Origin of the sequence: Nocardia sp. XZ_19_231, from assembly GCF_015355705.1 — a bacterium.
Classification (GTDB): domain Bacteria; phylum Actinomycetota; class Actinomycetes; order Mycobacteriales; family Mycobacteriaceae; genus Nocardia; species Nocardia salmonicida.
Map to the genome: position 1 here is coordinate 1,163,754 of NZ_JACUZI010000002.1, position 15,006 is coordinate 1,178,759.

General features: G+C 66.3%; 16 protein-coding genes. 6 read left to right on the top strand and 10 right to left on the bottom strand.

The genetic code is table 11. The features are described from left to right. The first annotated feature begins 5 nt into the window (after positions 1 to 5). Positions 6 to 1,028 (top strand): inner membrane protein YhjD, encoded by a 1,023-nt coding sequence (gene yhjD / locus IBJ82_RS12435; protein WP_194826013.1) that lies wholly within the window; start codon positions 6 to 8, stop codon positions 1,026 to 1,028. A 7-nt stretch (positions 1,029 to 1,035) separates the two neighbouring features. On the opposite strand, the gene IBJ82_RS12440 is transcribed toward yhjD, so the two are convergent. Beyond that, entirely contained in the window at positions 1,036 to 2,349 is a 1,314-nt protein-coding gene (locus IBJ82_RS12440) for a D-alanyl-D-alanine carboxypeptidase family protein (protein WP_194826014.1), read from the bottom strand. Between the two features lie 117 nt (positions 2,350 to 2,466). On the opposite strand from IBJ82_RS12440, the gene IBJ82_RS12445 reads away from it, so the two are divergent. Both IBJ82_RS12445 and IBJ82_RS12450 read left to right on the top strand, forming a co-directional pair. Beyond that, entirely contained in the window at positions 2,467 to 3,978 is a 1,512-nt protein-coding gene (locus IBJ82_RS12445) for an MFS transporter (protein WP_194826015.1), read from the top strand. Then, positions 3,968 to 4,552: a TetR family transcriptional regulator gene (locus tag IBJ82_RS12450; protein ID WP_194826016.1), complete on the top strand. Its 585-nt coding sequence runs from the start codon at positions 3,968 to 3,970 to the stop codon at positions 4,550 to 4,552. The genes IBJ82_RS12445 and IBJ82_RS12450 overlap by 11 nt, the downstream gene beginning before the upstream one ends. Here IBJ82_RS12450 and IBJ82_RS12455 read toward each other — a convergent pair whose 3' ends face one another. Both IBJ82_RS12455 and IBJ82_RS12460 read right to left on the bottom strand, forming a co-directional pair. Continuing rightward, on the bottom strand, positions 4,553 to 5,236 hold the full coding sequence (locus IBJ82_RS12455; RefSeq protein WP_370585282.1) for an ester cyclase: 684 nt from the start codon (positions 5,234 to 5,236) through the stop codon (positions 4,553 to 4,555). It lies immediately after the preceding gene. Positions 5,237 to 5,389: 153 nt separating this feature from the next. Next, a complete protein-coding gene (locus IBJ82_RS12460) occupies positions 5,390 to 6,286 on the bottom strand; it encodes a phenylalanine 4-monooxygenase (RefSeq protein WP_194826018.1) in 897 nt (298 codons plus the stop codon). 245 nt (positions 6,287 to 6,531) lie between these two features. On the opposite strand from IBJ82_RS12460, the gene IBJ82_RS34660 reads away from it, so the two are divergent. Continuing rightward, the gene (locus IBJ82_RS34660; RefSeq protein WP_228536858.1) at positions 6,532 to 6,852 is read left to right on the top strand and encodes a type II toxin-antitoxin system VapB family antitoxin; all 321 of its coding nucleotides are present in this window, start codon (positions 6,532 to 6,534) and stop codon (positions 6,850 to 6,852) included. A 113-nt stretch (positions 6,853 to 6,965) separates the two neighbouring features. Then, a complete protein-coding gene (locus IBJ82_RS12470; protein WP_194826019.1) occupies positions 6,966 to 7,637 on the top strand; it encodes a RadC family protein in 672 nt (223 codons plus the stop codon). 16 nt (positions 7,638 to 7,653) lie between these two features. Here the strand turns inward: IBJ82_RS12470 and IBJ82_RS12475 are convergent, their stop codons facing one another. Beyond that, the gene (locus IBJ82_RS12475) at positions 7,654 to 8,370 is read right to left on the bottom strand and encodes a TetR/AcrR family transcriptional regulator (RefSeq protein ID WP_328659470.1); all 717 of its coding nucleotides are present in this window, start codon (positions 8,368 to 8,370) and stop codon (positions 7,654 to 7,656) included. Positions 8,371 to 8,398: 28 nt separating this feature from the next. Further along, positions 8,399 to 9,628 carry a cytochrome P450 gene (locus IBJ82_RS12480; RefSeq protein WP_194826021.1) on the bottom strand — a complete coding sequence of 410 codons (1,230 nt, stop codon included), beginning with the start codon at positions 9,626 to 9,628 and terminating at the stop codon, positions 8,399 to 8,401. Between the two features lie 205 nt (positions 9,629 to 9,833). Between IBJ82_RS12480 and IBJ82_RS12485 the strand changes: the two genes are divergently transcribed. Continuing rightward, positions 9,834 to 10,724: a fructosamine kinase family protein gene (locus tag IBJ82_RS12485; RefSeq protein WP_194826022.1), complete on the top strand. Its 891-nt coding sequence runs from the start codon at positions 9,834 to 9,836 to the stop codon at positions 10,722 to 10,724. Between the two features lie 114 nt (positions 10,725 to 10,838). Here IBJ82_RS12485 and IBJ82_RS12490 read toward each other — a convergent pair whose 3' ends face one another. The 5 genes from IBJ82_RS12490 to sdhC form a co-directional block, all read right to left on the bottom strand. Beyond that, positions 10,839 to 11,348, bottom strand: a complete 510-nt coding sequence (locus tag IBJ82_RS12490) for a hypothetical protein (RefSeq protein WP_194826023.1) — start codon at positions 11,346 to 11,348, stop codon at positions 10,839 to 10,841. A 141-nt stretch (positions 11,349 to 11,489) separates the two neighbouring features. Next, positions 11,490 to 12,260: a succinate dehydrogenase iron-sulfur subunit gene (locus IBJ82_RS12495; protein WP_056818106.1), complete on the bottom strand. Its 771-nt coding sequence runs from the start codon at positions 12,258 to 12,260 to the stop codon at positions 11,490 to 11,492. Further along, positions 12,260 to 14,029, bottom strand: coding sequence for a succinate dehydrogenase flavoprotein subunit (gene sdhA, locus IBJ82_RS12500; protein ID WP_194826024.1), 1,770 nt, complete (start codon positions 14,027 to 14,029; stop codon positions 12,260 to 12,262). The genes IBJ82_RS12495 and sdhA overlap by 1 nt, the downstream gene beginning before the upstream one ends. Before the next feature lie 16 nt (positions 14,030 to 14,045). Beyond that, entirely contained in the window at positions 14,046 to 14,480 is a 435-nt protein-coding gene (locus IBJ82_RS12505; protein ID WP_194826025.1) for a succinate dehydrogenase hydrophobic membrane anchor subunit, read from the bottom strand. A gap of 1 nt (position 14,481) precedes the next feature. Then, complete coding sequence (sdhC, locus tag IBJ82_RS12510) at positions 14,482 to 14,886, bottom strand: succinate dehydrogenase, cytochrome b556 subunit (RefSeq protein ID WP_194826026.1); 405 nt, start codon at positions 14,884 to 14,886, stop codon at positions 14,482 to 14,484. Positions 14,887 to 15,006: the final 120 nt, after the last annotated feature.

The following is a 15,006-nucleotide window of genomic DNA, read 5'->3' on the forward strand; positions in this document are numbered from 1 at the left end:
GTGTCATGCAGTTGATCGACAACATCTCGGCAACCGTCGAGAAGCACATCGGGCGCAGGCCCTGGCTGGATCATCTGGTCAGGGCCGGTGGGCGGTTCCAGAGCCAGCGTGGCGACTTCTTCGCCGCGGGCATCACGTATTTCACTGTGCTGTCGCTGTTTCCGCTGCTGATGGTGGCCTTCTCGGTGGCCGGTTTCATCCTGGCCGGGCAACCGGAACTGTTGACCGAGCTGCAGGAGAAGGTCGTCGAGAAGGTTCCCAGCTCCTTCGGTACCCAGATCAACGACCTCATCGAACAGGCGATGAATTCCCGCGGCACGGTCGGCGTCATCGGCCTGCTGGTCGGGCTCTACACCGGGCTCGGCTGGATCGCGAACCTGCGGGCCGCGCTCACCGAGCAGTGGGACACCCAGAGTCCCGACAAGCCGTGGTGGCTGGCCAAACTGTCGGATATCGGTGCGCTGGTCGGTCTCGGGCTCGCCTTCGTGGTGTCGCTCGGTCTGTCGGCGGTCTCCGCGAGCGGGTTGGGCAAGGGGGTGCTCGAATTCCTGGGGACCGACCATCTGCCCGGCGCCTCGCTGGTGTTGCGGTTGGTATCGATCGCGCTCGGTTTGCTCGCGTCGTGGGCGGTGTTCGCGTGGATGATCGCGCGGCTGCCGCGCGAGCCGGTGTCGTTGCGCAGCGCGGTGCGGGCGGCGATGCTGGCCGCGGTGGCCTTCGAGATCTTCAAGATCATCGCTGCGATCTACCTGCGCGTGGTGCTGTCCAGCCCGGTGGGGGCGACGTTCGGTTCGATCATCGGTCTGATGGTGTTCAGCTACATGTCCTATCGGATTCTGCTGTTCGCGACCGCGTGGGCGGCGACCTCGCGCGACAACGAGCCTGCTGTGACGATCGCGCCGCCGAACGCGGTGGTCATCCGGCCGCGCGTGGTCGAGCACGGGATGTCGACAGGGGCGGGCGCCGCCTATTTCGGAGCAGGCGCGGTCGCGGCGCTCGCGCTGTTGCTGGTCGGTAGGCGCAAGTAGCGCCCGGTCAGCGCCTGCGCCGGAATGCCCGGCGCGCCAACAGCAACAGCACCACGACAAACACCGGACCGCCGATCAAGGTGGCGATGCGTGCGCCCTGATGGGTGGACCGCTCCGGCTCGGCTTGGGAACCGTCGGCGCGCGGCGGTGGGGAGGCCAGCGGCACACTGGGTTGTATCGCCTCGCTGCCTGTTTCGGGCAGCTTGCCGATCCTGGCGTCGGTGTCGAGGGCGAAACCGTAGTCCAGCAGGCGCGCGGCCTGTTCCCACGGCCGGATCGGGCGTACATCGGCCTTGAGCAGGGTGACGACCAGACGATGTCCGTCGCGTTCGGCGGCGGCGACGAAGGTCTGGCGAGCATCGTCGGTGAAACCGGTCTTGCCGCCGATCGCGCCCTCGTAGTTGTAGAGCAGCTGGTTGTCGTTGGCGATCGGGAAGCCGGGGTGATCCTTGTCGCCGGGGATCTCGGGGTCGGCGGGAAAGCCGGGGAAGTCGACCTGTTCGGTGTGGATCAGTTCGGCGAACAGCGGGATGTTCATCGCCTCGCGGAACAGCACCGACAGGTCGTAGGCCGAGGTGCTCATGCCGGGCCCGTCGAGGCCGGACGGGGTCGCCGCGCGAGTGTCCAACGCGCGCAACGACTTCGCCACCTCGTTCATCTTCGCCACGGTGGCCTTGTCGCCGCCGAGCTGGGTGGCGATGGCGTGGGCGGCGTCGTTGCCCGAGCACATGATCAGGGCCTGCATGAGCTGGCGGTTGGTGTAGCGCCCGCCGGGGCCGATGCCGACCTTGGTGCCGTCGACGTCGGCGTCGGCCTGCGTCCCGATCACCACCTTGTCCAGATCCAGGCTGCGCAGCGCCACGATGGCGAGGGCGACCTTGATGGTGCTGGCGGGGCGGTAGCGGCCGTGCGGGTCCTTGGCGGCGAGTACGCGACCGGTGTCGAGGTCGGAGACCATCCACGCGGTGGCCGAGATCTCGGCGGGCACCGGGGGCGTGCCGTCGGGCGTGACCACCCCGCAGTCTCCCATCCGCTGACCACCGATAGCGGGGGAGGGAACAGGTATCCGGCTCGGTGTCGGTTCGCCGGGGGCAGGCACCTCCGAGGTGTCGATCGGTGCGGGCGGCTGCGTCTTCTGTGGGCAGTCGTCGGTGTTCGGCGTGGTGAACGGGGGCGTGGTCGTCGCGCCCGGTGCGGGGGCGCTGGTCGGCGGCCCGGCGGTGTCGGGTACGGCGACGGCGGGAGCGCCTGCGAGGGCGGTGACGGTGACGGCAGCGCCGAGAAAGCATGCGGCGCGCAGGCCGACTTCGCGAATCCTCATCGCCTCGCAGCCTAATAGTCGCTGCCGCGCGGCGTTCCTCGACCCACGCATCTATTGACACTCACTAGCAAATGAGAGTTACTATCAAAAAGTAGACACTCTCATTTTGGAGGAGATATGCGGACGGAAGAAACCCGCCGCTGGCTCGCGCTCGGCGCGCTTGCCGTGGCGATGCTCACCATCGGACTCGACGTCACCGTGCTCACCGTCGCCATCCCGACGCTCGCGGTCGACCTGGACGCGAATACCGCTGCGCTGCAATGGTTCAGCAGCGCCTACACCCTTGCCCTCGCCGCGCTGATGCTGCCCGCGGGCGCGCTCGGCGACCGCTACGGCCGGAAGAAGGTGCTGCTCGCCGCGCTGGTGCTGTTCGGTGTGGCCTCGCTGGCCTGCGCGTTCGCGGGCTCGTCGGGTCAGCTGATCGCGGCACGAGTGGTGCTCGGCATCGCCGCCGCCGCCCTGGTGCCGCTGTCGATGTCGGTGCTGCCGGTGTTGTTCACCGACCCCGTCGAGCGGCAACGCGCGCTGACGATCTGGGTCACCTCGACCGCCATCGGCCTGCCGCTCGGCCCGATCCTCGGGGGTTGGCTGCTGCAGCACTTCTGGTGGGGTTCGGTGTTCCTGATCAATGTGCCGCTGGTCGTCATCGGCGCACTGGCCGTCGCCACTCTGGTGCCGGAATCGCGCAGTGACACCATTTTCCGCGTCGATCTCCTCGGCGCGCTGCTCTCCGCGGCAGGCATGCTCGGGCTGACCTACGGCTTCATCCGCATCGGTGAACGCGGCTGGGACGATCCGATCGGCTGGCTCGTCGTCGGTGCCGGGGCGGCGACGCTCGCGGTGTTCCTGTGGTGGCAGCGCCGCGCCGAGTATCCGCTGATCGACCTCGCGCTGTTCGCCGCGCCCGGCTTCCGGTGGGGCACGGCGATTTCGATCCTGGTCAGCTTCGCCATGTTCGGCATGTTCTTCACCGTCCCGCAGTACTTCCAGGCCGTGCTCGGCGTCGACGCGCTCGGCAGTGGGCTGCGACTGCTGCCGTTGATCGGCGGACTCGTCGTCGGCAGCAGACTGGTCGACCTGCTGCTGCCTCGGCTCGGCGTGCGGGTGGTGATCACCGCCGGACTGCTCGTGCTCGCCGGTGGCCTCGGACTCGGCGCGTTCACCACGGTCGACAGCGGCTACGGGCTGACCGCACTGTGGACGACGGTGCTCGGCGCCGGTCTCGGCATGGTGATGCCGGCGGCGGTCGGCCTGGGGATGGGTGAACTGACCGCCGAACGTTCGGGCTCGGGTTCAGCACTGCTGCAAGCACTTCGGCAGGCGGGTGGCACCATCGGCGTCGCCGTGCTCGGCACCGTGCTGGCCACCCGGTACCGGGCCGACCTCGGTGCGCTCGACCGTGCGCCGATCTCCGACGGCGTCAATGCGGGCGTCGCGGTGGCGGGGGAGACCGGCGATCCGGCGATACTGGCGCAGGTGCAGCAGGCCTTCGTGGCGGGCATGGACACCATGCTCGGACTGTGTGCGGCGCTGTGTCTGGTCGCCGCACTCGTGACCGCAGTGTGGCTGCGGCGACCGACAGCACCGGTTACCGCCTCGGATGCGGCAGAATCGATACATGTCGGTTGAGATGTCGCTACGCGAGCGGAAGAAGGAGCGGACCCGCCGAACCATCAGGGTCGAGGCGTTCCGGCTGTTCCGGGAACAGGGCTACACCGAGACCACGGTGGAGCAGATCGCGGCGGCGGCCGAGATCTCGCCCAGCACCTTCTTCCGCTACTTCCCGACCAAGGAACAGCTGGTCATCGCCGACGACCAGGACCCGGTGATGATCGAGGAGCTGGCCACGCTTCCGCGCGGCCTGAATCCGATCACCGCCATCCGCACCGCGACCGCGGCGGTGTTCGGCAGGATGTCGCCCGCCGACCTCGCCTTCGAGCAGGAACGGCAGGCGCTGCTGTTCCACGTGCCGGAACTACGCTCGGCGATCGGTTTGGAATTTCTGCGCAGTATCGAACTCGCCGCCCAGATGCTGGCCGACTACACGGGTCGGTCCGCGGACGATTTCGACGTGCGGGTAGCCGCGGGCGCGATGATCGGCTCCATGCTCGCCATCGCGCCCGCCACTCCGATGAATGTCACCAACGTCAGTGCCGCCCTGACATTCCTGCAGGCCGGCCTGCCGTTCGACGATCCGGCCTGATTACTCCGACTTGCCGTGCTGCACAGGGCAGCCGTGTGCCAGCGGGCCCAACAGTTGGTTGTTGTCGTAGAAGTGTTCCAGCTCGAGGATGCGCAGATCCTCGCTGACGCGGGCGATGGTCACACCGAACATCTCGATCTGCTCACCGGTGGGCTGGTGGCCCTTGTACTCGCCCTCGAACTTGCCCCAGTGTCGCCAGCGGAAGCTCACCGACGGCGGGCCCGACAGCACTTCCTGGACCTCCCAGAAGAACCCGCCGGGGAAGGCGGTGTGGAAGATGTGGTGCGAGGAATCGAAGGTCTCGTTCGCGGCGTCGTAATACGGGTTGTCGCCGATCAGAATGTTGTAGCTGCCGATACGAGCGAACTCCTCGGCGTCCTGCCACGTCCCACCGTTGACCCGGCCGCGGTAGTGCTCGGCCACCACCGACAGCCAGGTGGCGGGGTCGGCCTTGTGCGAGACCTCCATTTCGAAGACCTTCACCAGGTCTTCGACGATCGCCTCCAGGGATCCGGGCGCGTGCTCGACGCTGCGCTCGCGCGGGATCACCTCGTGGCTCAGTTCGTAGTCGGGAACGTTGCCGCGCCATTCCTCCGGCGCTGCGGCGGCGATCACGGCTTCCCGGCCCTGCAGCCACAGGGGCGCCTCCGGTTCCGGGTTCTGCTCGGCCTGCGTATCTGTCACGTCCACAGTCATTTTCGGTCTACCCGACCCTTTCAAAAAGCTCGAAGAACGGGTCGAAGGTAACAGTCGCGCATCGGTCGCGCGTGTCGGGTCCCAACAAGTGAGAAACACGAAATGTTGAACTGTGTTCTGTAGCAAGGTTTTCGAGGATAGCTAGGATACCGGCTGGGTGGGGTGGCCGAGCCTGGCCGGTGTCTCGTCGTCCATGGTCGCGAAGAATTCGCCGAGCACGCCGACTATCTGATCCACCGAATCCGCGCAGTACAGCACCGGTTGGTAGTGGGTGATGTCGTAGGCGATGGCGCCCATCTCCGCGACGTCGAGCGGCCGCAGGCGCGCGTGCCGGAACTCGTCGATCTCGCCGTAGGACGACAGCAGTCCGGCCCCGTAGCAACGAATTTCGTCGTTCTCGCGGACCACACCGAACTCGAGCGAGAACCAGAAGACATCGGCGAGGAATTTCAGCGCGATGTCGGTCTCCAGCCGGGCCACCGCGGCGCCGACCGTCTCGTACAGTGCCGCGAAACGTGGGCTGGCGATCTGGCTGGCGTGGCCGATGATCTCGTGGATCGCATCGGGTTCCGGGGTGTAGAGCGGCGCGGAGTGGTGACGGATGTACTGGGTGGAGTGGAAGGTGCGCTCGGCGAAGGAACCGAAGAACTCGCGCAGCGGAACCAGGCCGGCGGCGGGCACGTACCGGAAGCCGGTGAGGGGGGTGAGCAGCCGCGATACCTCGTCGAGTTGCGGGATGTGATCGTGCGGAAGGGCAAGGTTTCTCGCTGCCTCCCGCACCTCACGGCAGGCATAGATCTCGTGTTTGCGCGCCAGCTCCGCCGACGCGATCCGCCACACCTGTTGCTCGTCGTCGGTGTAGTCGATGTGCGGTGCGGGGGCGCCGGGGGAGTGGTCGAGTGCGAGCGCGGCGATGGCGTTGCGGCGCGCGCGGTAGTGCTCGTCGTGCACGCCGGGGTGGTCATCGCTCAGGTGCACTGTCACGTCGCCGTCACGCTCGCGCGTCACCGGCGAGTAGAGCTGGGCCTCGGTGAACATGACTCCAGGCAAGCACCGCATTTCCGTCGCGACAACAACCACGCCGACAACTACGCAAACTGCACAGTTGCAGGGTGCGTCGCGGTCGGATTCCGGCGGTGAACTGTGTTTTCTGTGTGCTTGCTGACGTTGTCGCGCAGTGCTGTGCGGACTTGCGAACACGCGGCTTCGGTAACGACGCGGTGAATTAGCGGACGAGCCGAGCGGCCATCGCGCAAAATTGCGATCGTAGAAGAGGAGGTTGTGTGCGCACCCTGCGAATAGATCTCGATCAGCGCCTGCTGGCCGCTGCCGCCGACATCATGGGCACCGCCGACAGCAATGCCACCGTCAACGAGGCGCTGCGCCGCATCGTGGTGCACGAACGTCAGCTACGGAATTTGGAACGCCTGATGGCAGATTCGGTATTCAGCACAGATCCGCCTACCGACCGGGGCAGTGCCCTTGATCCAGATTCGGTATTCAGCACAGATCCGCCTACCGACCGGGGCAGTGCCCTTGATCCAGATTCGGTATTCAGCACAGATCCGGCTGCCGATTCCGTTCTCATCGCGGAGTCGACCTAGGGGGACAGGTCCAGGTTCGGGTTCGTCACCGAGGTGGTGGCCGAGGGGTAGCCCGAGTCTGTCGGTACCCCCTGCGATCATCGGAGTCAGTCACCGATCCGCAGGGGGATACGATGTCGGTTCCGATCGCGAGTTTGCCTGTCGCCCAACGTCCGCGCGAACGATTGCTCATGCTCGGCCCACACGCGCTCAGCGACGGCGAGTTGCTGGCGCTGCTGCTCGGCCAGGGCACACGTGGCCGATCCGCACTGGAAGTCGCCGCCCAATTGATCGGCGATTACGGCGGTTTGGCCGAACTCGCCGCCGCCCGACCGGAAGAACTGGCCGTCCACGCCGGCATCGGCCCAGCCAAAGCCGCCACGGTCGTCGCCGCCTTCCACCTCGGTACCCGCTCGCGTGCCCCTACCGAGTCGCTACCCCAGCTCACCACCCCCGAAGACATCGCGGCCGTAGCGATCCCGCTGTTCGCGGGTGCCCGCGTAGAGCGCTTGCTCGTCCTCATCTGTGACACCCAAAACCGCCTACGCCACCGGGCTTTCGTCGCCGAAGGCGCCATCGACCACGTCGCCGTCCCCGTCCGCGAAATCCTCAACACCGTCCTCCGTCACGACGGCCGAGCCTTCGCGCTGGTACACAATCACCCCTCCGGCGACCCGACCCCGAGCCCCGACGACCGCCGAGCCAGCACCCTGCTCCACCAAGCCGCCCGCACGGTGGGCCTGCGCTACCTCGACCACCTCGTCGTAGCGGGCGAAACCTGGTCCACCGCCGCACCTTTCCCGTGACCGAGGGGAGGTTCTCTCAGCCGGCGAAACCTGTGGTGCGGGCGAGGTCGGCGAGCATGGCGTCGAACATGATCTCCGGGTCGGCCAGGGGGATCGGGTAGTTGCCGAACACCTCGAGGGTGACGTGGCCGAACAGGCGGGCCCAGATCTGCACCATCAGATACGTCACCCCGAGGTCGAGTTTCTCGGCGGGGAACTTCTGTCCGGATTCGGAGAGCATGGCGAGCAGGTCGGTCTGGAAGCCGACGAGGTCGTCGCGGAGCGCGGCCGGGATGGTCTCCCCCGGTGGGGTGGCGATCTCGAAGTTCGCCAGGAGTCCGCCCGCGGCGGCGAGGAAGATCCGGCCGAAGGGTTCGTCGAAGCGGTGCATCATCGACCGTTGCGAGGTGGGCGAGGCGAACACCAGCGTGAATTCCCTCGGGTTCGCCAGCGCCCAGTGCCGGAAACCCCGGCAGATGGCAAGGAACCGCACCGCGCCGTCATCGGGCAGCGGCTCGATCTCGGTCGAGAGGAACTGGGCGAGATCGGCGCAGAACTCCACCCGCATCCGCTCGATCAACTCGTCGCGCGACGAATAGTGCCGATACAGCGCGGGCGCGGTGACGCCGAGTTCGCGCGCGATCGCCCGCAGGGTGACCGCGTCCGCGCCCTGCTCGGACAGCAACGCCCGGGTGACCCGCCGAATATCGGCATCGGTCACCACCGGCGCACGGCCACGTGCCTTGCCCGTCACCCGGCCACCCCCTCGATCACACGTCGGTTCAAGCGTATTCGACCTCCCAGCGCTTGATGCCGTTGAGCCAGCCGCTGCGCAGCCGCACCGGCTCGGCGACCTGGCGCAGGTTCGGCATCGCGTCGGCAATGGCATTGAACATCAGGTCGATCTCCAGGCGGGCCAGATTCGCGCCGACGCAGTAGTGGGTGCCGGTGCCGCCGAAGCCGACGTGCGGGTTGGGGTTGCGCAAGATGTCGAACCGGAACGGGTCGACGAAGGCCTGCTCGTCGAAATTGGCCGAGCTGTAGAACAAGCCGATGCGCTGGCCCTTCGCGATCCGCTGCCCGCCGAGTTCCAGGTCGCGCGTAGCGGTGCGCTGGAAGGCGGTCACCGGCGTCGCCCACCGCACGATCTCGTCGGGCGCGGTGCGCGGACGCTGCTCCTTGTAGAGCTCCCACTGATCCGGGTTGTCCACGAAGGCCTTCATGCCGTGGGTGATCGAATTGCGGGTGGTCTCGTTGCCCGCTACCGCGAGCAGGATGACGAAGAACGCGAACTCGTCCGAGCCGAGGTGCTCGCCGTCGACGTCGGCGTTCACCAGCTGGGTGACGATGTCGGCCGCCGGACACCCGCGGCGCTGTTCGGCCATGTTCCAGGCGTAGCCCATCACCTCGGCGGTCGCGGTGTGGTGGTTGCCCTCGAACTCCGGATCGTCGTAGGAGATCATCTGATTGGTCCAGTCGAACAGCTTCATGCGGTCCTCCTGCGGCACGCCGATCAGCTCGGCGATGGCCTGCAGCGGCAGCTCGCACGCGATCTGCTCCACGAAGTCGCCGCGACCGACCTTCTTGGCCTCCCACACGATCCGCTCGGCCCGCTCGGTGAGTGCGGCCCGCAGGTTCTCCACCGCGCGTGGGGTGAAGCCCTTCGACACGATCCGCCGGATCTTGGTGTGCTGCGGCGGGTCCAGATTCAGCATCAGCATGTTGCCGAGCATGTCGATCTGCTCGCGCGTGGTCTCCTCGTTGAACCGGATGATCGCGGTGTTCTCGTGCGAGGAGAAGTCCTCCGGATTCTTCGAGATCTCCTTGATGTCGGCCAGCGTCGACACCACCCAGTACCCGCCGTCGTCGAAGCCGCTGGCGCGGTCCGGCTGCGCGCACCACCAGACCGGTGCGGTGCGCCGCAGTTCGGCGAACTCTTCGATCGGCAATCGGCTGGCGAGGAGATCGGGATCGGTGAAATCGAATCCCGCGGGGATGTTTGTGCTGGTCACGGCAGTCTCCTTCGATCCGGTGCGCGGATGTCGCACCGTGATGTGGAACACGTTCTCCATGAATGAAACCACGCCGATGCTGTTTATGAACAGTGTTTAGTAATACCTGTTCACAAACTGGTCCGATCGATTCGGGACACGCGGTCCGGGCCTGGGATCTCTCGATTCGCCGACCGCCGCTGGCCGTCCTGGGCAAGATGGCGGCGTGGACCTGCCGTTTCTGCGTGCGAACCCGCACCTGTTGCCGACGTTTCTCGCTCATCAGCGGCTACGGACGACGCCTGTCGCGGGTGGGTCGATCAGTGTCGCCGAGCGGATCGCGCTCGACGATGGAACGCATCTCTTCCTGAAGACCTGGCCCGGCGGGGTATCCGCCGCCCCGACCGTCGAGCCCGCGCCCGCTCCGCCCGGGCTTTTCGCGGCGGAAGCGCAAGGGCTTCAATGGCTGCGAGAGGCGGGTGGGGTCGCGGTCCCGGAGTTGTACGCGCAGACCGACGAACTGCTGTTGATGCAGTGGATCGACCACGCCGAGCCGAGCGCCGTTGCCGCCGAACGGTTCGGTGCCGGACTGGCGGTCACCCATGATGCGGGCGCCCCCGAATTCGGCGCTGCCACCGAGGGTTTCCTCGCGGGACTACCCCTCGACAACACCCCCGGCCACGACTGGCCGACCTGGTATCGCGAGCGCCGAATCCTGCCGTACCTGAAACTAGCCGTCGACGCGGGCGCCCTCGACCCCGCCGACGCCACCTACATCGAATCGATCCACATCGAAGCCCCCATCGAACCCCCCGCCCGAATCCACGGCGACCTCTGGCCGGGAAACATCCTCTGGGGCCCCTCCGGCATCCCCTGGCTGATCGACCCCGCCGCCCACGGAGGCCACCCCGAAACCGACCTATCCACCCTGTCCCTCTTCGGCGGCGCCCCCTACCTCCCCCGAATCATCGCCGCCTACAACGAAGTCCACCCCCTGGCCCCCGACTGGCAAACCCGAATCCCCCTCCACCAACTCCACCTACTACTGGCCCACGCCGTCCTCTTCGGCCGCTCCTACCGAACCGCCGTTATGGACGCGGCTTCCCATTACCGCTAGTCCATTGCGACGGCAGCGGGACTTGTTGTGTCAGAACGAGATGGGCGCACTGGTACGTGAATAACAAAGGCCACCAACATCATTCGATGGTGATGGCCTTTGTCGGATCTGTGTTCAGATTGTCGACGGTTCCTGCTGTCGCACTGCGGGCAGGACGCGAGGTGCCGAACGGGTGGCCCAGATCGCGAAGCCGATATACAGCACCTGTTCCGGGATCCGCTGCCACAGGGGTGAGGCCGGCTCTCCCGCGAAGGGGATGTCGTTGAGGGCGGCGTAGATGTTGGCGGGCAGTAGCAGGAGGAACAGGGGGACCAGGGCCCAGCCCGCGAGCCAGCGGGTGCGGGTGAGGATCAGGCCGATCGCGGCGAGCAGTTCCAGGATGCCGCTGGCCAGGACCGTGAAACCGGGGAACGGCACGAAGGGCGGGATCATGGCGACCATGTCGGCGTAGTTCGGCATCACAGTGACGCTCGCGGGCATGAAATGCGCGGTTCCCGTCATCACCAGCATGACGGCCAGCGCGTGGGCGGCGCTGACGGACCACGAGGCGAATCGGGTCACGCCGAGTGCTCCGAGCGTGCGGAAGACGACGAGCGAGCCGATCAGAGAGACGAGGGTGATCATAGGTACTCCCAGAATGGATACTGATACTATCTACTATGGATAGTAATACTATCCGTCCTGCTGAGATTCCCGCAAGTGTCGACGAACGACAAAGGCCGCCCACACCTTTCGGTGTAGACGGCCTGTGCCGAGCGGGAAAGATCAGCGGGTGAAGAGCAGGGCCCGCTTGACTTCCTGGATCGCCTTGGTGACCTCGATGCCACGAGGGCACGCGTCGGTGCAGTTGAAGGTGGTGCGGCAGCGCCAGACACCTTCGACGTCGTTTAGGATGTCGAGGCGCTCGCGGGCGCCTTCGTCACGGCTGTCGAAGATGAAGCGGTGCGCGTTCACGATCGCGGCCGGGCCGAAGTAGCTGCCGTCGGTCCAGTACACGGGGCACGACGTGGTGCAGCAGGCGCACAGGATGCACTTGGTGGTGTCATCGAAGCGGGCCCGGTCGGCCTGGCTCTGGATCTGTTCGCGGGTGGGCTCGTTACCCGAGGTCATCAGGTAGGGCTTCACCGCGCGGAACGCGTCGAAGAACGGCTCCATGTCGACCACGAGGTCCTTCTCCACGGGCAGGCCGCGGATCGGCTCGACGGTCATGGTGAGGGTCTTGTCGCCCTTGGGCAGCAGGTCCTTCATCAGCACCTTGCACGCCAGGCGGTTCACATTGTTGATCCGCATGGCGTCGGAGCCGCACACACCATGGGCGCAGGAGCGCCGGAAGGTGAGGGTGCCGTCCAGGTAGGACTTGATGTAGATGAGCACGTTGAGGAAGCGGTCGGTCGGCAGGACCGGCACCTGGAACGAATCCCAGTAGGCGCCCTCGCCGTTCTCCGGGTTGAAGCGGGCCACCTTGACGGTGACCATGACCGAGCCCTCGGGCACGGGCGCCGGCTTCTGCTTTGCGGTATCGACTGCAGCAGTCATCAGTACTTACGCTCCATCGGCTCGTAGCGGGTCTGCACCACCGGCTTGAAGTCGAGGCGGATCTCGGAGATGAGCTCCGGCCCCTCCTTGTACGCCATCGTGTGCCGCATGAAGTTCACGTCGTCGCGGTCCGGGTAGTCCTCGCGAGCGTGGCCGCCACGCGATTCCTTGCGGTTGAGCGCGCCGACGACGGTGACCTCGGCCAGCTCGAGCAGGAAGCCCAGCTCGACGGCCTCGAGCAGGTCGCTGTTGTAGCGCTTGCCCTTGTCCTGCACCGTGATCCGGGTGTAACGCTCCTTGAGCGTGTGGATGTCGGTGAGGACCTTCTTGAGGGTTTCCTCGGTGCGGAACACGCCCGCGTTGGCATCCATCGTGGCCTGCAGCTCGCTGCGGATGTCGGCCACGCGCTCGTTACCGTGATCGGACAGGATCAGCGCGAGCCAATCCATCACCATCTGCGACGGGTTCTCCGGCATCTCGACGAACTCGGTGCGGTTGGCGTACTCGGCGGCCGCGATGCCGGCGCGACGGCCGAACACGTTGATGTCGAGCAGCGAGTTGGTGCCGAGACGGTTCGCGCCGTGCACCGACACACAGGCGCACTCACCGGCGGCGTAGAGGCCGGGGACCACGTCGGTGTTGTTGCGCAGGACCTCGCCACGGATGCGGGTGGGGATACCGCCCATCACGTAGTGGCAGGTCGGCATGACGGGTACGAGCTCGGAGACCGGGTCGACGCCGAGGTAGGTGCGCGCGAACTCGGTGATGTCGGGCAGCTTCTCCTCGAGCACGTCGGCACCGAGGTGGGTCACGTCGATGTAGACGTAGTCCTTGTTCGGGCCGGCGCCACGGCCTTCGGCCACCTCGAGCACCATCGAGCGGGCGACGATGTCGCGCGGCGCGAGGTCCTTGATGGTGGGGGCGTAGCGCTCCATGAAGCGCTCGCCGGAAGCGTTGCGCAGGATGCCACCCTCACCACGAACAGCCTCGGAGATGAGGATGCCGAGGCCGGCGAGGCCTGTCGGGTGGAACTGGTGGAACTCCATGTCCTCGAGCGGCAGGCCCTTGCGGAACACGATCGCCATGCCGTCACCGGTCAGCGTGTGCGCGTTCGAGGTGGTCTTGTACATGCGGCCCGAGCCGCCGGTGGCGAACACGATCGACTTCGCGTGGAAGATGTGGATCTCGCCGGTCGACAGCTCGTAGGCGACGACGCCGGTGGCGACGGGGCCACGATCGGACTCGGTCATCACCAGGTCGAGCACGTAGAACTCGTTGTAGAACTCGACGTCGTGCTTGACGCAGTTCTGGTAGAGCGTCTGCAGGATCATGTGACCGGTGCGGTCGGCGGCATAACACGCGCGACGCACGGGCGCCTTGCCGTGGTCACGGGTGTGGCCACCGAAACGACGCTGGTCGATCTTGCCCTCGGGCGTGCGGTTGAACGGCAGACCCATCTTCTCCAGGTCCATGACCGCGTCGATGGCCTCTTTGGCCATGATCTCCGCGGCGTCCTGGTCGACGAGGTAGTCGCCACCCTTGACGGTGTCGAAGGTGTGCCATTCCCAGTTGTCTTCTTCGACGTTGGCCAGCGCGGCGCACATGCCGCCCTGGGCCGCGCCGGTGTGGCTGCGGGTCGGGTACAGCTTGGTCAGGACCGCGGTACGAGCGCGCGGGCCGGCCTCGATCGCCGCGCGCATGCCCGCGCCACCGGCGCCGACGATGACCACGTCGTAGCGATGCTCCTGAATCGGACGGGATTCACTCATGCGAGGTGGCCTGTTCCTAACCTGTGATGTTGGGGTCGAAGGTGAAGATGACGTACGTGCCGACAGCGACGACCAGGACCATCGAAACCACGAGAATGGTCTTGAGCCAGAACCGGGTGGAGTCCTTGCGCGAGTAGTCGTCGATGATGACGCGCAGACCGTTGCCGCCGTGCAGCTGAGCCAGCCACAGCATGGACAGGTCCCAGAACTGCCAGAACGGACTGGACCAGCGACCGGCCACGAACGCGAAGTTCAGGCGGTTCACGCCACCGTCGATCATCAGCATGATGAACATGTGGCCGAGCACCAGCACGATCAGGAACAGGCCCGAGATGCGCATGAACAGCCATGCGTACTTCTCGAAGTTGCCGTTCGACTTGCCACGCGGCGAGCGCGGGGAGTCGAGGCTGGCCGGGCGATCGTAGGACTTGCCGAGGACAGGTGCAGACATATCAGTGCTCCGTCAGCAGGTAGAAGAACTGGCGGCCGATGCCGGCGGCGGAGACCAGAATCCAGATGGCGAGCACTACCCACAGCATCTGCTTCTGGAATCGCGGACCCTGTGACCAGAAGTCGACCAGGATGACCCGGACGCCGTTGAGGGCGTGGAACAGGACGGCGACGACGAGACCCATCTCCATCAACGCCACGATCGGGTTCTTGTAGATCGCGATCGAGTGGTCGTAGGTGTCCGGGTTGACCCGGACCAATGCCGTGTCCAGCACGTGCACGAAGAGGAAGAAGAACAGCGTGACACCGGTGATCCGGTGCAGCGCCCAGGACCACATGCCGGGGTCGCCGCGGTACAGCGTCTTCCGCTTCGGCTGGGCCGGAGCCGGAGCTTCTATCGTGGTCATAGAGTGCGGTGCCTCCAACGTCGTTGATGGACCCGGTCACAGATCCGACGCCGGCATGCGTGGAGAGGCAAATGCCCAGGTGGCTGCGCTGTATTCTCGAGCGCTAGCCCGCCGCCGGGA